The following is an 18,082-nucleotide window of genomic DNA, read 5'->3' on the forward strand; positions in this document are numbered from 1 at the left end:
CGCCCCTACGCCTGCTCGGACGATCGCGCCAAGGCCATCAAGCCCTGGACCGACACCTACAACCTCAACCGACCCCACTGCGGCATCAAAGGCCTCACACCTTGGCAACGGGTGAACAACCCTCTTGGAAACGACACCTAGGCATCCTGGCGGTGACCCAGGCTTGGGGATGCACGGCCGCGACAATCCCTTCGGCGTCGCGAATGATCCCCGCCACACCAAGTTCGATGGACACGTCCTCGGCGTTCTTGATCAGCAGCGTGGCCGGCAGGCCTTTGGAGTCCCCCCACCAAAACCAACTCGATGGCGTCCCCGAGGGCGCTTCGCTAGCTGGGCCGGACCAGATTCTTCCGCCGGCAATCGACGCGTTCGACGCCGCCCGGATAAGGAAAGGCCCCCATCGTGCCGCGGCAGGCTCCATTGGAGCTGACGCTGGCCTCCAACTCGACCGCGTCGCCAGTCCAAAGCACCCGCAAGTCAAAGACCGAAGGGATAGGTATCGTCCTCGCCGGCGCGAACCTCGGTCGCCAACGGGGTCACGGCCCGCGTCTGGTCGAACCAGACAAAGGCGTCGTACTGTTGGGACAAGCTGGCGTGGGCGTAATGACTCAGGCGCTCGCTGTCGGGGCGATAGACTACGCCGACATACCGCTCCAGCCGAGGTTCACGCAGATCGGTCCGCAAGGCCTCATTGTGACCCGGCCGCAGATCGATGAGGAACCGTTCGACGCCCACCGCGTGGCACCACGCCTCATAGCTGTCAGGGCGCGAGGGCTTGACCGTCTTGACCTCCGCCGGCGCGTCCCAGTCGGAAGCCGCCATCACCGTGCCGCTGTGAGTGCCCAAGCCTATGAGCGCGGCGTCGCTTCCGAAGCGTTCACGGCAGAGCTGGCCGATGTTCAGTTCGCCCCGCGCGGCGCCCATTTCGGTGTAGCGGGCGTCGCCGATATGGGAATTGTGGGCCCAGACCACCGCCTTGGCCTGCGGGCCGCGCATCCTCAGAACACGATCGAGCGTCTCGAACATATGCCGATCACGCAGGTTCCAGGACTCGTGGGCGCCATAATACATGGCCCGATAGTAGCGTTCGGCGTCGACAACCAGTCGAGCGTTCTGGGTGGCGTCAAACAGGGTCTCGCCGTCCTGGGCGGCGTAGTCGGCGGCCTTGCGCATCAGATCGACCAGGATGCTCACCACCTGGCGCTCGCAGATCGCATAACCTTCGCTGATCGCAGCTCGGCCGTAAGTCGCCGGCGCGGCGTTCCAGGGCGCCATGCAGGCGTACCGATCGCGCGCTTCGGCGGCGGCGGCCGGATCGACCTCGTCGAGATAGGCCAGCACCGCAGCCATCGACGCGCGCATGTTATAGAGGTCAAGGCCATAGAAGCCGACGCGGTGAGCGACCGGCTTTCCGGCGTTGTGATCGCGCAGCCAGCGGGTGAAAGCCTCTACGTCGGTGTTCCGCCACATCCAAGTGGGAAAGCGGGTAAATGGCGACGGCGTCATCTCCCTGTGCGGCTTCAATCGCACGTGTCGATCTATGGCGGCGGCGTCGGGCCAGTCGGCCTCGACCGCGACGACCTCGAAGCCATGCTGTTCAATGAGCCGGCGGGTGATCGCCGCCCGGGCGCGATAGAACTCGCTCGTCCCATGGCTGGCCTCGCCGATCAGCACGACCCGGGCCTTGGCGTAGCGGTCGAAGGCGGCGGCGAAGGCGGGATCGTCGATGTCCGGCAGCGGTTCGGCCGCCGCGGCCAGGCGGGCCTGAGGCGTGACAGTCAGAGCCCGTGCATCTGCGGTCGCGACCGGGCCGCAAAGCTTGGCGCCAAACCAGTCCCCGGCCAGATGCATTACCTGTTCGAGCGCGCCGGCTTCCTCGAACAGGTGTCCCGCGTCGGGCACGATGCGCAGGGCCTTGTCACATCGCAGCACGGCCAGGGCCTGCCGGTTGAGCTCGATGACCTGATGATCCGCACCGCCGACGATGAGCAAGGTTGGCGCTGAAACCCGCGCTAGCGCGGCGCCCGCTAGGTCCGGCCGTCCGCCGCGAGAGACGACGGCGCCCACCCCCTCGCCCAGCCTGGCGGCCGCCACCAGAGCGGCGCCCGCACCGGTGCTGGCGCCAAACAAACCCAGCGGCAACCTAGCCAGATCCGGCTGACCCGAGATCCAGTTTATGGCCTGGACCAGTCGCTCGGCCAGGAAGTCGATGTCGAAGACCTTGCGGCGATCGGCGGCCTCGGTGTCGTCCAGCAGGTCGAACAGCAGCGTCGCCAAGCCGCGCGTGTTGAGGGAGTCGGCCACGGCGCAATTGCGCGGGCTAAGCCTGCTGGAACCGCTGCCGTGAGCGAACACCACGATGCCCCGCGCCTCCTCTGGAACCTGAAGGTCACCCGTCAGGCCGCTCGGCGGCAGCCGCACCTCGCGCCGTTCAACGGTCCCGCCAGAGGCGGCGCCGTCCCAGGCCTGACGCAACAGCGAGATGGTTTCATCATCGGTCAGTTGATGGAAGTCGTCATAGAATCTGCCAACGCCCAGAAACGGCGACGGCGATGCCAGGCAGATCACCGTGTCGGCCTCGGCGCGCATGGCTTCCAGGGTCTCGACTGGCGCGAGCGGGATGGCCAGCACGATGCGGGCGGCGCCCTGACGGCGGAGCGCCCGCAAGGCGGCCTTGGCCGTCGCGCCGGTCGCCAAGCCGTCATCGACCACGATGGCCGTGCGCCCGGCAGGGCTGATCCGAGAACGGTCGCCGAGATAGAGCGCCCTTCGCCGTTCGATCTCGCCAAGTTCGCGTCGCCGGACGTCCTGAAGATAGGCGGCGTCGGCGCCGGTCGCGGCGGCCAGATCCTCGTTAATGACGACCTGCGCCTCTTGTCCGTCCACCACAGCGCCAACGGCGAGTTCAGATTGCCCCGGCGCGCCAAGCTTGCGCACGAGGATCAGGTCGATCGGCGCGGCCAGGGCCTTGGCGATTTCCACCGCGACCGGAACCCCGCCGCGCGGCAGGGCGTAGACCACGGGACGCGAGAGACCCAGCCCCGCCAGCCGCGCCGCCAATTGCCGGCCGGCGTCGGCGCGGTCCGCGAAGATCGCGGCGCTGTGGGGCGCGCTCATGACAGCACCGCCTTGCCGACACGACGTATATCGGCGGCGCGCCGGCCCGGAGGCGGCGACGAACCCCTGGGATGGCCGACGATGATCGGCGCCACGGGCGTGAAGCCGGCCGGAATTCCCAGGTCTGCCTTGGCCGCATCGGTATTCAACCAGGTTTCCGAAAGGCCGATCCAGCACGTGCCCAGACCCTGGGCGGTCGCGGCCAACATCAGGTTCTGCGCGGCCAGGCAGCAATCCTTGAGAGCCATCGGATCGGCGGTTGTCGCGCAGATGATGATCAGGACAGGGGCATTGTAGAAGATATTGAACGCCGGCGAGGCGAGCATTGACCGCAGGCCCGTCAGTTCGGGGTGATCCGTCGCCGCCGCTTGGAGGGCCGCCTTGGCCTTGGTCGAACACGCCGCCAACGTCGCCGCATCATCGATGACGAAAAAGCACCAGGGCTGCAGATTGATCCCGCTTGGAGCCCAGATAGCGGCGTCAATCAGAGCGGCGATCGCCGTGTCGGCCACCGGCTCGTCCCTATAGTCGCGGACAGCGCGGCGCTCGTGAATGGCTATGAGCACGTCCATGTCGGTCTTGGCTCCTGAGAGGCCCCGCCGCTACCGCCGCGAGACGTGAGATCGGACGCCGCTGGCGTCTGATGACGCCGCGACGAGGTGGTGAGGCGTTTGTCACGGCGACGGTCTTGGGCCCGACACTCTCATGGCTCCGCTCACGGCCCTTGCGCAGCGACGTGGCTCCACCTCGAACAGGCGGTCGATCTCACGTCGCGGCGATCCGAGCTGGCTCGCAATGGCGCGATCCTGACCGCAGCCGGACGTGACCGAGACCTGAGCGGCAACCGTCATCTTGGCCTCCTCCGAAAGCGCAACACGGGGGACGTTCAATTGAAGGGCGACAGACCGGGGCACGCGTTGACGCAGGTCAATGCCGCCCCGGCCATAGCCATCGCCGCGTAAAATTCAGGTGGTAACGGCAAAGACTTGGCGAACGTCGCCTTGGACCGGAGCCAGGTTCCCACGCGTATCCAGCGTCGCACGGGAAGCTGCATCGCTGGTCATGAAGCATCGAGATCTGGCCTGCGCGACAATGATCTCGGCCCGCCCCCGGGATCGACGCGGCTGGTGATCTGCCAGTGTGGCGATTGCGTTGGGTCAATACGATGAGACACGCGGTCGACCATCGTAACGGGACATCGGTCATTCACCAGGAGACGAGGCGATGGATCGACTGAAGAACAAGGTCGCGATCATCACGGGCGGCGCCCTCGGGCTGGGCCGGGCCACGGCGCTGCGGATGTCCGAAGAAGGCGCAGCGGTCGCCATCTTCGACGTTCTCGACGACCAGGGCGCCGCGCTCGCCGCAGAAATCACGGCCAAGGGGCGCCTGGCGCGCTACTGGCGATGCGACGTCAGCAATGAGGCTCAGGTGGAGCGTGCGATCCACGAAGCGGCCGAACACTTCGGTCGCATCGACATTCTGGTCAACAACGCCGGCGTGGCCGGGGCCAACAAGCCGACCCACGAGACGACCGAGGCCGAGTGGGATTGGGTCCAGGCCATCAACGTCAAGGGCGTATTCTTTTGCATCAAGCATGCCATTGCGCATTTGCGGCATGCTGGCGGTGGCAGCATCATCAACCTGTCGTCCATCTATGGACTGGTGGGAGGACCTGACGTCCCCGCCTACCACGCCTCCAAAGGCGCCGTCCGATTGATGAGCAAGACCGACGCGCTCACCTATGCGGGCGATCGTATTCGCGTGAACTCCATCCACCCGGGCTTCATCTGGACGCCGATGGTTGAACAGCACCTCAGCGCCCAGGGCGATCTTGAGGCCACTCGCAAAGCCACGGATGCTCTTCATCCGCTCGGGCATATGGGCGAGGCTGACGATGTCGCCTGGGGCGCGGTCTATCTGGCTTCGGACGAAGCCAAGTTCGTAACCGGCTCGGAGTTGGTTATTGATGGCGGCTACACGGCGCGCTGACCCGCGCGCCGTGTAGCCGCAGGCCAGCGCAAGCCTTGTTCAGGCGCCGGAGGCTCCCCGGAATAGCCTCCCGCTACGGACCCTGGCGTCGGCTAGAAATATAGGCGACCGCAGCGGCGATCGTGGTCAGTTGCGCGGCCTCGGACTCGGGAATTTCGATCCCGAGGCGCTGGTGCAGCGCCGTCAGCAGGTTGAGAAAGTCCATCGAGTCGAGGTCGGCCGGTTCGCGCAGGTCCGCAGACGGATCAAGCCCGTCGAAATCAATTTCTTGCGCGATGCGCCCTAGTTCATCGCGCAGCACCGCGCGGATGTCCTCGTCGGTCACAAAGCCTCCGGGGTCTGTAGCAGCCGACCGATTTCGGCGAGGAAGAGGCCGCCGCGGTGACCATCGCTGACCCGGTGATCTGCGGCCAGGGTGACGGTCGCGACCGGCCGCGCGGTGACCGATCCGTCCACGATCCAGGGCCGCTGAACCACCTTGCCGAACCCCACGATGGCCACCTGCGGCGGATAGATGACGCCAAACAGAGCCTCGACGCCCCGGTCCCCCATACTCGAACGCCCGGTCTCAGATCCAGCGCCGTGCGGCCCGTGACATGGTGGGCCACAACCGCCTCGTGGACATGCGCCGCCCCCGGGGGCCGCCCCGTCGTACCGCTGGTGAAATGCAGCAGCGCCATGTCCTCGGGGCGGGTGGCCACGGTTTCGAACACCGGGTCAGCCGCCACGAGCGCGGCCGCCAGATCGATACAGCAGGCAGGCGCCAGGCCGAGGCATCCGGTCAGGAGGACGTGGCGAAGACTGGGGATGGCCTCCCGCCAGGATTCGATCTTGCGATGGTAGAGAGCCTCGGTGGTCACCAGGACATTGACCTCGCCAATCTCCATCCGCGCCTGCAGCGGCTCGGGTCCGAAGGCCGAGAACAGCGGCGTGAACGCCGCGCCAGCCTTCAGAGTCCCCAGAGCGGCGATGTAGAGCTCCGGAATTCGGCCCAGAACAGCATACACCCGATCGCCCGGCTTCACCTCCAGCGACCGCAGCAGGCTGGCGAAGCGATTGGCCCGTTGCGTCAGCTCCGCGTAGCTGAATTCTCGCACCGTATCGTCCCGACCGATCCAGCGCAGCGCCGGCCGAGCGCCCCGCCCTGCCCTGATGTGCCGGTCAAGGGCCTCGTGGGCGATGTTCAGGCCGCCTTCCGGCAGTCCGGTCAACTCCGCTCGCGCCGTCTCCCAAGTAAAGGCGGCCGTCTCCGCATCATAGTCCTTCAGATTGGCTCCAGCGCGGTCCGCCGCCGACTTGTGGATGACGGGCCAACGCACCCGAGCTTCCCCGAGGGGCGCGGAATGCTCATCAGGAGGCTCCATCACTATCGATAGGGTCAACCTGCCGAAAGCAACTCGCCTGACGGCGCGGAGCTCGCATCAAGATCGACTATTTGGCGGCCTTGACCTCGATCTTCTTGGGTTCCGGCCTGGCCGGAGTGGGGATGATCACCTTCAGGACGCCATGGCTCATCGTGGCCTTGATCTGATCGGTGGTGACGCCCGGGGGCAGTTCGATCGAGCGCGAGAACGAGCCATAACTGCGTTCGACGAAGTGGTAGTTCTTATCCTTCTTCTCGGACTCGAACTTCTTCTCGCCGCTGACGGTGAGCAGACCATCGCTGACCGCGACATCGACATCCTTTTCCTCGAGGCCGGGCAGTTCGACGGTCAGCTCAAGGCCGTCCTCGGTGTCAGCCAGATCCATCCGGGTCTTGACGTCGACCAGGCCGCGACCGGTCGCAAAAGGCGGCGCGAAATCCTCAACCAGACGATCGATCTCCCTCTGCAGGGATCCGAAAATATTGAACATTGACCTAGCGCTTGCCAAACCCTCCTGCCTCACAGGAACCTGTACGGACTTATTCATAACTATACCTCCAACCTAGATGCTTAAAGATAGGTGCCATTTTAACAAATTAAGCTCGAATGCGAGCGCGTCATATTGATTTATCTCAAATGTTGCTGGGTGATCAGCGGCAGCCGGAGCCGAAACATCAACCCAGAGCGGGAGGAGTCGAAATCCAAGGCGGCTCCGATCTGCTTGCCAAGCTCGCGGATGAGCCGGAAGCCAAGCCCGCCGTCGGTGGCCGCGTTGAAAGTATCGGAAAGGCCCGGCCCGTCGTCCGCGACCTCAATCACGATGGAACCCTGAGGGTCCTTGCGACTTCGGACCAGAACCCTGCCGGTCTCATCCGGTGGATATGCATGTTTGATCGCGTTGGTGATGACTTCAGCGATGATCTGGGCGAGCGGTAGAGCCTGATCAGGCATGATCCTGCATCCAGCCGCCAAGTCTTCAACCACCTCGATCCGGCCGGAGAAGATGGATCCCAGAGCCCCGCAGATCTCGTGCAGGTGCTCGCTCAGATCGGCGGAAGCGCCCGATCCGCCGCGCGCGAACGAGCGGTGCAGACGGGCGACCGCTTCGATCTGGGCGCGAATATTTTCCAAGAGCATCTGGACCGCTTCACTCGCCGGCTCGACGCTCTCCAAGGGCTGCCGCGCCAGATCCAGAGCCTTTAGGCGCACGAACCCGGCAAGGAGTGACAAGTGGTTGGCGATACGATGATCAGCCTCGGCAATGAGGTTGCATTCGTCGCAGAGCCCCGTGATGCCGATGGACGGATTCACACGCTGATCGGCCCATCCCGCTCCTGCAAAGGCGTCACCGTGCAAATCCAGCCCTCCAACCATCATCAGCGACAAACGAGACGCACCAAAGCCCGCTCCGGGCTTTCACAACCAGACTCGGATCATCCCTAGGTGCTTGTGCCCAGAGACCTGTGAGACCTCCTCGGGATTGATCGCCATCAACACGTATCTTGGCCCAGCTCGCGGCGTCAGGTGATCTTCGGCGTAAAAGTGCGGGCGCTCCAGATGACTGGAGCGCCCAAGCAGCGCGGCTCACAGGGGAAACGAGGCCGCGCTGAAGAAGGTCAGCCAATCGCGAGATGATCCACGACCGAGTGGACACCAGGGGCCGCCCACACAGCGCGTTCGACAGCCTCGCGTTCGTGCAAGCTGTGGACCTTGCCCTCGAGCGTCACCTTTCCATCGGACGCCGAGACGCGAATGCGCGCCGCCTCGACCGAAGCGTCGCGCTTCAGCGCGTCCTCGATACGGTGCGAGACGTCGGCGGGCGATACGTGGCGCTTGAGGGAAATCTGGTTGCTGACGCCGATGACGCCCCGCAGGTTGCGCACGGCGGCCTCGGCGGCGTGGCGCTGATAGTCCCAGTCCAGTTCGCCGGACAAGGTGATCCAGCCCTTGCTCACCTTCACCTGCACAACATTGTCGGGAAGAAAAACGTCCCAATTCAGCGCTTGCACGGCGCGGGCGGCGATATCTTCGTCCCTATGGGTCGAGGACCCTGGATAGCGCACCGTGATCTCATCGACGATGGCGGCCACACCCTTGACGCGCTTGGCTATCCGCTCGGCCGCCGCCTTCTGGGCGTAGTTGGGAACGTGGCCGCTGAGAACGGCGACACCTCGGTCTACAGCCACGCCTATATGGGCGGAATCGATGCTTGGCTCCCAATCGAGAGCGTCGATGACGTTCTGGCGAACACTTTTGTCGTTCATGTCAGATCTCCGTTCCTATGGGTCAGGTTCGATCCGCCGATGATCCTGCGGATCAATCAGACGCGAGACTTCATGTGTTGCTATTTCCGGCGGCCAGGAGCCAAGCCCCGGAGCGGGCCGTGATCACCAGGGCTCAATGGAATCCCCCAGACCTCTGACTGGCGTTCCTTCTGGAGGTCCGCATCCGCGTGGACGCCCCGGCGACGAATGGCGTCAGCCCATTGACCCGCTTCGTGGACCGTCACCTCGCTGGACCAGAATGGCGGCGTCATGCCGTCGCCGACATGAAGGTGGGCGATGTCCACGGCGAACAAAGCGACAGCTCCGCTCCGGAGCAAATGAAACGCCCCGCCAAATCCCCGCCGCGGAGAAAGATCCTGATCTCGGTCGGATAGCCGGCCCGGGCAAGCTTCTGGCCGAGGGTCTTGGCCGCGTCTTCCGCGCTGGAGCCGCTTTGAAACAAGATGGGATCACGGCGCGGATCCAGACGAACCGCCCACCCCTCGCCCAGAGGCTCCACCGAGATCAGCCGCACCGACTCATTTTCCTGCTCGCTCGGAGCGCGGCTTTCCCGACTGTCCTGAGCCAAGGCAGAGCCCGTGGCGCCGACGCGAGTCTGATTGAAGCCCGGCATCACCGGCTGGCCCCGGCGCTCTTCTCGGGCGAGGTCAGTCGATCAAGCTTTGCTTTCTCGCTCGCCAGCAACCGCATCAGCATATCCCGGTCGCGGCCTCCCCCATCCTCCTGCGAAAGTCGGCTGTGGAACCGCTCGATGTTCACCTGGCAAAGCCACGCGCTATCGACGTCCATGAACCGGTCTCCCAACATCCAAGGCTGCCGCTAGAGAAACCCAAGGGATGCAACTTCGACTAGACTCGGATCGTCCCTAGGTACTTGTGCCCAAAGGCGGTTGCGGCCGGGTCGCGACGTCCCGCCGTGAGGCTCACGCAACCCGTGGTCCACAAACTGGTCTTGCCCAGGCTCGCGGCAAGCCCGACGATGCTGCAAACAGGCGACGCGCGATGCCCCTCCGGGCGCCGCCGGTGGTTGGCAACAGGAAGAAAAGACAAGCGATGGCCAGACCAGCGCGGACCGGCCGAAAGGGCGGCAATCTGGGCGACAAGCGCGGAGCGTCCAGCGCCGACGGCCTGAAAGCCGCTGTCGCCACCGGAGTTCCTGTCGTCGCAGTTGGCGCCTCGGCCGGTGGTCTGGAGCCGATTACCCGCCTGCTGGCCGCGATTCCGGCCAAGAACGGCCTGGCCTTTGTCGTCATCCAGCACCTGGACCCGACGAGCAAAAGTCTGTTGCCTGAGTTGCTAGGCCGGCAGACCGCGATGACGGTGCAAGCTGCCACGGACGGGATCAAGGTGATGCCCGACCAGGTCTATGTCATCCCCCCGGGCGCCCATCTGACGATCGGGTCTGGCAGGCTGCACCTGTCGACCAGGCCAACCGCCGCCGGGGCGGGCCTGCCCATCAACGTGTTCCTGCAGTCACTCGCGACCCAGTGCGGTGAGCGCGGCATCGGTGTCATCCTGTCAGGAAGCGGGTCCGACGGCGCCGAGGGGCTCAAGGCCTTGAAGCAGGCCGGGGGGCTGGCGCTGGTGCAGGACCCAGAGGAAGCCCAGCAGGACAGCATGCCACGCCAGGCGATGATGATCGCCAACCCTGACCATGTCCTGCGCGTGGAGGACATGCCTGAGATCCTAGCCCGCTATGTCGCCCACAACTATGTCAAGGCGCGCCCGTCGGCATCCACGGAAGAGGCGCGGGAAATCGCCGACCCGGCGGCGCTGGCCGCGATCATTGAACGGCTCAAGTCCGCGACGGGGCAGGATTTCGCACGCTATAAGACCGGCACGCTGCAGCGTCGTGTCGAACGACGCATGGCTCTGCATGGCGTTCATGCCTGGGCAGACTATCTCGCCTTGCTCCGCACGAGCCCGGTCGAGACCAGCGCCCTGGCCAAGGATCTGCTGATCAACGTCACCCGGTTCTTCCGAGACGCCGGCGCCTTCAGCGCGATGGCCGAACGCATTGCGGACCTCTTACACGGGCATACGTCCGACCAGCCCGCGCGAATCTGGGTCGCCGGCTGCAGCACCGGCGAAGAGGCCTATTCGCTGGGCATCCTGTTCCGCGAGCAGATCGCCGCGACGCGAGCGGGCCTGGGTCTGCAGATCTTCGCGACGGACATTGATGAGGACGCTCTTCAGATCGGGCGGGCGGGACTGTATCCGGGCAGCATCGCCTCCGACGTTTCGCCCAAGCGGCTCAAGCAGTTCTTTGTCCAGGAGGATGGACATTTCAAGGTCACCAAGGAACTGCGCGAGGCCGTGATCTTCAGCCGGCATGATGTGCTGAGCGATTCCCCCTTCTCACGGCTGGATCTGGTCTCCTGCCGCAACCTTCTCATCTATCTGACGCCGGAAGCGCAGGCTCACGTGTTGGCCTTGGCTCATTTTGCGCTTCGGGAGGGCGGTCTGCTGCTGCTCGGCTCGGCGGAATCGGTGGCCGCGGCCCCGGGCCTGTTCGAGCCGGTGGACGAAAAACTGCGGATCTACCGGCGTAGCGGCCGGGGGCGGCCGGCGCGGGCGCGCTTCTCGATACTGGAGCCAGGACAGGCATCGGGAGCCTGGAATCGGTCGCTCCGTCAGTCCATCCAAAGATCGCCGTCGCTGCCGGATCTGGTCCAGCGCACGATGCTTGAGACCTACGCTCCGGCCGCCGTGGTGACCAATCGCCAGCTCGTCCCGCTGTATTTTTTTGGCGGAGCCGACCGGTATCTGAAAATTGTCTCCGGCGAACCCGGCCAGGACCTGCTGACGATCGCCCGGGAGGGGCTGCGTCCAAAACTTCGCGATGCGATCGCTCGCGCCTTCCGCGCCAAGCGTCGCGTCTCGGAACACGGCGTCAGCTTCGAGCGGGAGGGCAAAACCGTCACAGTGACGATCGAGGCGCAGCGGATCGCCGATGAGCAGGAAGCGCTCGTTCTGGTCAGCTTCATCGACGAGCCGGGTAGCCCCGAGGCGGCGCGGGCGCCCGGCGGCAAAGGCGGCGATCGCTCGGAGTTGATCCTGCTGCGTCAGCAGCTGGCCGAAACGCGCAAGGAACTCAACCGGACCATCCATGAGCTTCGGGAGACGAACGAAGAGCTCAAGACGAAAAACGAAGAAGCGATGTCGCTGAATGAGGAGTTCCTCTCCACCAACGAGGAGCTTGAATCCTCGAAGGAGGAGCTGCAGTCGCTGAACGAGGAACTGACCACCGTCAACAACCAGCTGCGTCAGACGTTGCAGCAACAGGAGCAGACATCCACGGATCTCGCCAATCTATTGGATAGCTCGGCCGTGGCCACGATCATGCTGGACGCCCAGCTCCGCATCAAGGTCTTCAACCCGCGCATGAAGGCGCTGTTTTCTCTGATCGACGCTGATATTGGTCGGCCGCTCGCTGATCTGGTTCCAAAATTCGCCGATCCGCAACTGCCCGCCGACGCCCAAGCGGCGCGCTCGACCGGAACGCCAAGCGATCGTGAGATCCGCGCGGAATCAGGCGCTTGGTACGTTCGCTCGGTTTTGCCCTACCGGACCGAGGCCGGGGCCATCGAGGGAGCCGTGGTCACCTTCGCCGATGTTTCTCAGTTGAAGCAGGCGGAACTCGACGCCGCCGCCGCGCGCCAATATGCCGAGACCGTCATCAACGCCGTGCATGACCCCCTGGTGGTGCTCAATCCCAACGCCACGATCGTATCGGCCAATGCGGCGTTCTGCGCGGCGTTTGATCTGGCGCCAGACACCATCGCGGGTCGGGCGCTGAGCGATCTTGAGCGCCCGTTTCTGAGCCACGAACGATTGATCGCGCTGGTGACGGGGATCAATGCGCAGGCGCCTGGGATCATCGACCCCGTCGATCTCGAAGGCGAGCAACCGGGCGGCGGACGCCGCATATGGCGGGCCAGGGCGCGCGGCTTTCAGGCGCCATCCACAGAGCACCCGCTTGTGCTGTTGGCGCTGAACGACGTCACCGACGAGCGCCACATCGTCCGGCAACAACTGCAGCTCATGATCGACGCCATGCCAGGAGCTTTCCTGGCGGCCGATAAACAGGGTCTGATCCAGTTCGCCAGCGGTCAGGTTGAACCCCTTTTCGGATACAGGGCCGATGAGCTGATTGGCCAGAGGATCGACGTTCTGGTGCCCGCCGACATGCAGGAAAGACATGCGGCGCTCCATGCCGGCTATTTCGAGAACCCCACCCGCAGACCGATGGGAGCGGGCCTCAAGATCAACGGGGTCACCAAGGACGGTCGCAAAATCCCGCTGGATATCGGCCTCAGTCCGATGGCCATCGCCGACGGTTTCCTCGTGATGGTCGCCGTTCACGATCTGCAGGCGGTCCGAGAGGGCGAGGCGCGACTGCGTGAAGCCCGAGAGGCGGCCGACCGCGCCAATCGAACGAAATCAAGATTCCTGGCGGCCGCGAGCCATGATCTTCGACAACCGTTGCAGACCATCGGCTTCCTGATCGGTGTTCTGGAAAGGCGGGTGACCGAACCTGAAACACGCGGGACCCTGGCCAAGCTGGACGACGCCATCGTCCACATGGGTGAACTGCTCGACGGCCTGCTCGACATCAACCAGATCGAAGGCGGCGCTATCAAGCCGCAGATCGCCGAGATGGCTGTCGCCCCTCTGCTGGCGCGCGCTGTCGATGAATTCTCGCCGCTCGCGGCCGCGAAGGGCCTTCAGCTCCACGCGGTCCCCTCGTCAGCGATGATCCTGAGCGACCAGCGGCTGCTGGCGCGCATGGTCGGCAATCTGCTCTCCAACGCGATCAAATACACAGACCATGGCAAGATTCTGATCGGTTGCCGGCGACGGGGAGGCGCCCTGCAGATTGAGGTCTGGGACACCGGCATCGGCATTCCGCCGGAAAGCAGCGAAGCGATCTTCGAGGAGTTTCATCGCGTCGAGCCCACAGATTCCGGCAGGTTCGGCATGGGCCTGGGGCTCTACATCGTGCAGCGTTTCGCGCACCTGCTCGGGCATAGGGTCGAGGTCCGCTCGGTTCCCGGCAAGGGATCAGTGTTCGCCCTGGTGATTTCGGGCGCCCTGTTTGCCACCTCCGGCCAGGGACGGGTTGGCAAGCGCGACCCGCGCTCATCGCCGCCGGTTGTCCTCGTGATGGAGGATGACGCCACGCAGCGTGAAACCCTGCGTACGCTTCTGGAGCTCGAGGGCTATTGCGTGATCGCGGCGCGCACCGGCGCCGAGGCGCTGGCGTATTTCAATTCCCCGGCGGCCATCCATCCAACCCTTATTGTCACCGACTATAACCTGCCTGGGGCCATGACCGGGCTGGACGTCATTCGGCAAGCGCGAGCGCGGACGAAAGCGACGCTTCCCGCGCTGATTATCAGCGGCGACAAATTGGAGGCGAGTCGGGCGGCCACCGAGGCCGTCGGCGTGAAATTCATCGCCAAGCCCATGAGGGCCTCTGATCTGTTGGCGGCGCTGGACCCACTTGCCGACATCGTGAGCCCCGGTTGGCGCGCGAGCCAGAAGCCGGCCACCCGGGTGACCAAGCCATTGGCGTCCGCGCCCGATGCCAACATCGCGGTGATTGATGATGAGCCCAGCATTCGCGACAGCATTCGCGAGATGCTTGAGGCCGAAGGCTACAGGGTTGCGGCCTATCCCTCGGGTCAGGCGTTTCTGTCCGATGCCGACCACCAGCGATTCCGCTGCCTGATCGTCGACATGACCTTGCCCGGAATGGACGGTCTCGAGTTGCAGAGTCGACTGAAGTCCGAAGGCTCTGGCACGGCGATAGTCTTCGTTACCGGGAGCGCCAGCTTGCCCCTGGCGGTAAAGGCGATCCGCGAGGGCGCGGTCGACTTCCTGCAAAAACCGGTGAGCAACGCGGCGCTGCGAGACAGCGTCGCTCGCGTACTGGCGGACAATCAGGAAAGCGCCGACCGAGGCGCGGAGCGTGGCGAGATCGCCGCCCGCCTCGCCACACTGACCCAGCGCGAGCGCCAAGTGATGGAGCGTATTGTCGAAGGCAAGTTAAACAAGAATATCGCGATCGAACTGGGCATCAGCCAGCGCACAACCGAACATCACCGTCAGAGCGTCATGCGAAAGATCGGCGCCAGTTCGTTGGCCATGCTGATAAGAATGGTGGGCCTCAATCGTCAGTGACGGCGAGGCTTGTGCTCATCACGCCAGGCAACTCGGAGGCTGGCGTCCGCGAAGATGGCAACGAGCGACCGGTCGGGCGCGGCGGCCGCAATGGCCTGTCAGATGAGTCTGCAGGGTCCGGAACGTGTATTCAGGGACGCCGCTTGAGCCGATGGATGCCGCCGGGCTCGAAAGCGACCTTAGCCAGTCGCCCCATACCGGCCACCAAGAGCCTTCGCCCGACGTCGCCTGGGAAAGCCAATCCGTGGAATCGGCATGGCGGTCATGTTGAGGTCGCGTGTGAAACCGATAGTGGCGATCCATCCGTCCCGGCTCGGAGACGATGCCGGCATTGTGGCCGCCGCTGGTCAGAAGGAAGGTCAGGGCCGCATCCGTCAAGTGATGCAGCTTGAAGACCGAGCGCCAGGGCGCCACGTGGTCCCATTCGGTGGCCACCGCGAAGATCGGCGCCTGGATGTCCTCAAGCGAGATCGGCCGGCCTTCGACCTCGAAGCGTCCTTCGGCAAGGTCGTTGTCCAGGACCAGAGATCGCAGATATGCTGGCGCACCCTACCAAAGGGAGAGCTAACTGGCCTCGTGTCGATATCCAGCGGGATCGGAGATCCAGCAATTGATCAACGACTCCCGCCAACCCGCGCCGTGAGCGCTGATCTGGACCTGTTTCGGGAACGAGCCTTCGCTGATCTTTCGATAGAGGGTCGATCGGCTAAGGCCGGTTCGCGCAAGCACGGTCTTGAGGCGAACTATGCGGTCGAGGTCGGCCATCGTTGTAAGCTCCACAGACTGGGATCTCAGGGCATTTGATGAGCCAGAATTGGATTGCTCGCCGTCAGCGGCAAGGCCTCGCGGGGCGAGATCGTACTGTGGGAAACAAAGACAGGCTCTGGGCGGCGAAAGCGTAGGTCGGCGCGCCCGGCGGCGGCAGTAGCGTCGCCTAATGACCTTGGCGGCGGTCCGCTGCGGCGCTCGCGGGCTACTTCTTCAGGCGCACGCCTGGCCCGCCGATCTCGTCGGCCGACAGAAACATCACGCCGGCATTCTCTAACGACTGTCGAACCGCATCGACATTTGCGGCAGAGCTTCGGCCAGGTCCGACCGAACTCTCCATACGCACAATGGTCGGCAACGAGACGCCCGAGGCCGCTACCAATTGCGGCTGGCTCCAGCCCAAAAGAGCGCGAGCGGCCTTGATCTGCTCAGCCGTGATCATTGAGCGATAATTTTATTATCGTGCATGATCATTTTATAATTGACCTCTCGCCAGTGACGGGTGATAATAAAATCGTCACTCATGATTATAGAGCAGAGGCCATGGAGTCACGTCGAAAGGCGGGGCGCGCGCCTGCGCGCGTGGATGAGCCGTCCAGGCGAGCAATGATGGTTGGCAGCGCCGTCACGTGTGGGGCTGCGGCTATGCCCGCGCCCCAGGTCGTAGCGGACCCGTCTGTCGCCATCTGCCACCGCTGGCTGGCCATCGACGCCGAACAACGGCGTCTCCAGTTAGAGTGGGGAACGCTCGAAGGCCGGCTGATGACCAAGCACAACTGGTATCAGCTGTCACCGAACCAGCGGGCCGCGATCCCCGAAGGCGCCAGGCTTGCCGAAATCGACGCTCGGCTCGACGTGCTGGAGATCGAGGGGCACGCCCTCCTGAAGGCCATGCGGCCGAAGCCCGCGAAGAGCATCGAGGCTGTTGTCGCCAACCTGTCGGTGGCGGCCCGCCTGATCTTCGTGGAAGACCATCCCGAAGCCCACGGCCTGATCACGCGCGCAGCCCGCGACCTCGCGGCCTTCTCCGGTGGAAAGTGACACGCCGGGTTGCCCGGCGGCGCGACGGCGCCGACCACCCGCTGGCGGCGACGTTCCGCCGTAACGCGGCCGGCTTCCACGAAGCGGCCGAGGCTGCCCTGCCGCGACATCCCGAGGCCACCCGCTACTTCCTGGCCATCGCGATTGAACTGGCGCTGAAGGCGCACTTGCTACACCGAGGGGTCAGCGACGATTGGAACCGTGCCTATCTCCGCCACGACCTGAGCAAAGCGTTGAGGTTCGCGCGGCGCGCCGGCTTCAACGGCGCGCCGGCGGCCCTTCCAGAATTGGCCGCGCTTCTTGGCCCATACTACCAAGTCCATGCCATTTCACAGATGTCGCCGGAGGCCATCGCGTCGGTCTGCTGGTCGCAGGCCTGTACGACGGTTCGTGATCTGATCGACGCCGTCGTCGAGCCGGCCGGGTTTGATGCTTCCGATCATGAAGGCGCCGCGTGATGGCGCCCCTCCGCAGACCTTGGCCGCTCGTGGCCAGCCAGGGGTGGCGGTGGCGACATCCTGATCTCTGGCGCGGCCGTGTCTTCGATCCGCACAACGCCCAGCAAGTCATGTCCTACGCCGTGCTCCGCCTTCGACGCGAGACGCGGGACGTCTTCGTGCTCAATCACATCGAGGCGCTCGACTACGCGCTGATCGCTCGCCACCTGGGGCTTTCCGTTGGCGACGTTCAGGCATGCCTGGCCGACGCACTCTGCGAGCTTTCCCGCACGGTCGATCTGATCGAGCGCGTCCGCCCTAAGCCCATCAACCTTTCCAATGCGGAGCATCCCGATGTCTGACGACAAGGAGCCCTTCGCCGTTTCCCGGCGCGTCGTCATCGGCGCGGCCAGCGCCGCGCCGGTGGTCGCCGGGGCCGGCGGCGCCGCAGCCCCGGACGCGGCCGTTGCCCGCTGCGCCGAATGGTTGACCCTCGACGCGGAGATCGACCGTCTGGGTCTGCGCTGGTCGGATCTAGAGACCATCCTCGTGCGCCAGAAGCGATGGGAGCGCATGACGCCAGAGGAGCGTGGGGAATTGTTGCCCTCCGAAGAGATGGACGCCATCGACGAGCAGTTGAAGCCGCTGTTCGACCAACGCGAGGCCTGGCTCGAAGCCCTGCCCAAGGTTCGAGCGCACGACCTGCACGGCGTCGTCGCCAAGCTGGAAGTGGCGCTACAGGTCATGGTCCATCAGCAGGGCGACGGGTACGACCTCTTCAAGGCGACCATGGACGAGTTGCGCACCGCGCGCTGTCCCAATTGCGGGGCGCCCGTTTGCAAGCGCTAGCCGCGCCACCCACGGCAGCCGCCTTGCCCTCCCCAACCTGCGGG

The 18,082-nt window shown here is 64.7% G+C and carries 17 protein-coding genes and 1 pseudogene; 6 read left to right on the forward strand and 12 right to left on the reverse strand.

Annotation, left to right across the window (positions count from 1 at the left end):
• Positions 1-477: 477 nt before the first annotated feature.
• Both EIK80_RS09375 and EIK80_RS09380 read right to left on the reverse strand, forming a co-directional pair.
• Positions 478-3,117 carry an erythromycin esterase family protein gene (locus tag EIK80_RS09375; RefSeq protein WP_125156730.1) on the reverse strand — a complete coding sequence of 880 codons (2,640 nt, stop codon included), beginning with the start codon at positions 3,115-3,117 and terminating at the stop codon, positions 478-480.
• On the reverse strand, positions 3,114-3,689 hold the full coding sequence (locus tag EIK80_RS09380; protein WP_125156731.1) for a nitroreductase family protein: 576 nt from the start codon (positions 3,687-3,689) through the stop codon (positions 3,114-3,116). Before EIK80_RS09380 ends, EIK80_RS09375 begins: the two co-directional genes overlap by 4 nt.
• Before the next feature lie 652 nt (positions 3,690-4,341).
• Here EIK80_RS09380 and EIK80_RS09385 point away from each other — a divergent pair.
• Positions 4,342-5,109, forward strand: coding sequence for an SDR family NAD(P)-dependent oxidoreductase (locus EIK80_RS09385; protein ID WP_125156732.1), 768 nt, complete (start codon positions 4,342-4,344; stop codon positions 5,107-5,109).
• A gap of 73 nt (positions 5,110-5,182) precedes the next feature.
• On the opposite strand, the gene EIK80_RS09390 is transcribed toward EIK80_RS09385, so the two are convergent.
• The 8 genes and pseudogenes from EIK80_RS09390 to EIK80_RS26075 all read right to left on the reverse strand — a co-directional run bounded on the left by EIK80_RS09390 (position 5,183) and on the right by EIK80_RS26075 (position 9,547).
• Positions 5,183-5,434, reverse strand: coding sequence for an acyl carrier protein (locus tag EIK80_RS09390; RefSeq protein ID WP_125156733.1), 252 nt, complete (start codon positions 5,432-5,434; stop codon positions 5,183-5,185).
• A complete protein-coding gene (locus EIK80_RS27010; RefSeq protein ID WP_125157323.1) occupies positions 5,431-5,661 on the reverse strand; it encodes a 2-oxo acid dehydrogenase subunit E2 in 231 nt (76 codons plus the stop codon). The genes EIK80_RS09390 and EIK80_RS27010 overlap by 4 nt, the downstream gene beginning before the upstream one ends.
• 50 nt (positions 5,662-5,711) lie before the next feature.
• Positions 5,712-6,473: pseudogene (locus tag EIK80_RS09400) on the reverse strand (AMP-binding protein); the annotation flags it as partial.
• 67 nt (positions 6,474-6,540) lie between these two features.
• The gene (locus EIK80_RS09405) at positions 6,541-6,963 is read right to left on the reverse strand and encodes an Hsp20/alpha crystallin family protein (protein WP_199743430.1); all 423 of its coding nucleotides are present in this window, start codon (positions 6,961-6,963) and stop codon (positions 6,541-6,543) included.
• A gap of 137 nt (positions 6,964-7,100) precedes the next feature.
• On the reverse strand, positions 7,101-7,850 hold the full coding sequence (locus tag EIK80_RS09410) for a sensor histidine kinase (RefSeq protein ID WP_233586579.1): 750 nt from the start codon (positions 7,848-7,850) through the stop codon (positions 7,101-7,103).
• Between the two features lie 239 nt (positions 7,851-8,089).
• Positions 8,090-8,737, reverse strand: coding sequence for a BON domain-containing protein (locus EIK80_RS09415; protein ID WP_125156736.1), 648 nt, complete (start codon positions 8,735-8,737; stop codon positions 8,090-8,092).
• Positions 8,738-9,005: 268 nt separating this feature from the next.
• A complete protein-coding gene (locus EIK80_RS09420) occupies positions 9,006-9,371 on the reverse strand; it encodes a hypothetical protein (protein WP_233586517.1) in 366 nt (121 codons plus the stop codon).
• Positions 9,371-9,547, reverse strand: a complete 177-nt coding sequence (locus tag EIK80_RS26075; RefSeq protein ID WP_158624650.1) for a hypothetical protein — start codon at positions 9,545-9,547, stop codon at positions 9,371-9,373. The genes EIK80_RS09420 and EIK80_RS26075 overlap by 1 nt, the downstream gene beginning before the upstream one ends.
• Before the next feature lie 263 nt (positions 9,548-9,810).
• Here EIK80_RS26075 and EIK80_RS09425 point away from each other — a divergent pair, with 263 nt between their 5' ends.
• On the forward strand, positions 9,811-14,943 hold the full coding sequence (locus EIK80_RS09425) for a chemotaxis protein CheB (protein ID WP_158624651.1): 5,133 nt from the start codon (positions 9,811-9,813) through the stop codon (positions 14,941-14,943).
• A 564-nt stretch (positions 14,944-15,507) separates the two neighbouring features.
• On the opposite strand, the gene EIK80_RS09430 is transcribed toward EIK80_RS09425, so the two are convergent.
• Both EIK80_RS09430 and EIK80_RS09435 read right to left on the reverse strand, forming a co-directional pair.
• Positions 15,508-15,708, reverse strand: a complete 201-nt coding sequence (locus EIK80_RS09430) for an AlpA family transcriptional regulator (RefSeq protein WP_125156738.1) — start codon at positions 15,706-15,708, stop codon at positions 15,508-15,510.
• 208 nt (positions 15,709-15,916) lie between these two features.
• Positions 15,917-16,153 carry a helix-turn-helix transcriptional regulator gene (locus tag EIK80_RS09435; RefSeq protein WP_125156739.1) on the reverse strand — a complete coding sequence of 79 codons (237 nt, stop codon included), beginning with the start codon at positions 16,151-16,153 and terminating at the stop codon, positions 15,917-15,919.
• A 203-nt stretch (positions 16,154-16,356) separates the two neighbouring features.
• On the opposite strand from EIK80_RS09435, the gene EIK80_RS09440 reads away from it, so the two are divergent.
• The 4 genes from EIK80_RS09440 to EIK80_RS09455 all read left to right on the forward strand — a co-directional run bounded on the left by EIK80_RS09440 (position 16,357) and on the right by EIK80_RS09455 (position 18,038).
• Positions 16,357-16,752, forward strand: coding sequence for a hypothetical protein (locus tag EIK80_RS09440; RefSeq protein ID WP_233586520.1), 396 nt, complete (start codon positions 16,357-16,359; stop codon positions 16,750-16,752).
• On the forward strand, positions 16,749-17,210 hold the full coding sequence (locus EIK80_RS09445; RefSeq protein WP_125156741.1) for a hypothetical protein: 462 nt from the start codon (positions 16,749-16,751) through the stop codon (positions 17,208-17,210). The genes EIK80_RS09440 and EIK80_RS09445 overlap by 4 nt, the downstream gene beginning before the upstream one ends.
• 110 nt (positions 17,211-17,320) lie before the next feature.
• Positions 17,321-17,551 (forward strand): sigma-70 region 4 domain-containing protein, encoded by a 231-nt coding sequence (locus tag EIK80_RS09450; protein WP_233586521.1) that lies wholly within the window; start codon positions 17,321-17,323, stop codon positions 17,549-17,551.
• Positions 17,544-18,038, forward strand: coding sequence for a hypothetical protein (locus EIK80_RS09455; RefSeq protein ID WP_125156743.1), 495 nt, complete (start codon positions 17,544-17,546; stop codon positions 18,036-18,038). Before EIK80_RS09450 ends, EIK80_RS09455 begins: the two co-directional genes overlap by 8 nt.
• Positions 18,039-18,082: the final 44 nt, after the last annotated feature.

Origin of the sequence: Caulobacter sp. 602-1 (assembly GCF_003931565.1) — a bacterium.
GTDB lineage: Bacteria > Pseudomonadota > Alphaproteobacteria > Caulobacterales > Caulobacteraceae > Caulobacter.

Excerpts from the sequence above, each read along its gene's own strand:
- EIK80_RS09375 (WP_125156730.1), bottom strand. The coding sequence starts at position 3,117 with ATGAGCGCGCCCCACAGCGCCGCGATCTTCGCGGACCGCGCCGACGCC.
- EIK80_RS09380 (WP_125156731.1), bottom strand. The coding sequence starts at position 3,689 with ATGGACGTGCTCATAGCCATTCACGAGCGCCGCGCTGTCCGCGACTAT.
- EIK80_RS09385 (WP_125156732.1), top strand. The coding sequence starts at position 4,342 with ATGGATCGACTGAAGAACAAGGTCGCGATCATCACGGGCGGCGCCCTC.
- EIK80_RS27010 (WP_125157323.1), bottom strand. The coding sequence starts at position 5,661 with ATGGGGGACCGGGGCGTCGAGGCTCTGTTTGGCGTCATCTATCCGCCG.
- EIK80_RS09405 (WP_199743430.1), bottom strand. The coding sequence starts at position 6,963 with ATGTTCAATATTTTCGGATCCCTGCAGAGGGAGATCGATCGTCTGGTT.
- EIK80_RS09410 (WP_233586579.1), bottom strand. The coding sequence starts at position 7,850 with ATGATGGTTGGAGGGCTGGATTTGCACGGTGACGCCTTTGCAGGAGCG.
- EIK80_RS09415 (WP_125156736.1), bottom strand. The coding sequence starts at position 8,737 with ATGAACGACAAAAGTGTTCGCCAGAACGTCATCGACGCTCTCGATTGG.
- EIK80_RS09420 (WP_233586517.1), bottom strand. The coding sequence starts at position 9,371 with ATGCCGGGCTTCAATCAGACTCGCGTCGGCGCCACGGGCTCTGCCTTG.
- EIK80_RS26075 (WP_158624650.1), bottom strand. The coding sequence starts at position 9,547 with ATGGACGTCGATAGCGCGTGGCTTTGCCAGGTGAACATCGAGCGGTTC.
- EIK80_RS09425 (WP_158624651.1), top strand. The coding sequence starts at position 9,811 with ATGGCCAGACCAGCGCGGACCGGCCGAAAGGGCGGCAATCTGGGCGAC.
- EIK80_RS09430 (WP_125156738.1), bottom strand. The coding sequence starts at position 15,708 with ATGGCCGACCTCGACCGCATAGTTCGCCTCAAGACCGTGCTTGCGCGA.
- EIK80_RS09435 (WP_125156739.1), bottom strand. The coding sequence starts at position 16,153 with ATGATCACGGCTGAGCAGATCAAGGCCGCTCGCGCTCTTTTGGGCTGG.
- EIK80_RS09440 (WP_233586520.1), top strand. The coding sequence starts at position 16,357 with ATGCCCGCGCCCCAGGTCGTAGCGGACCCGTCTGTCGCCATCTGCCAC.
- EIK80_RS09450 (WP_233586521.1), top strand. The coding sequence starts at position 17,321 with ATGTCCTACGCCGTGCTCCGCCTTCGACGCGAGACGCGGGACGTCTTC.
- EIK80_RS09455 (WP_125156743.1), top strand. The coding sequence starts at position 17,544 with ATGTCTGACGACAAGGAGCCCTTCGCCGTTTCCCGGCGCGTCGTCATC.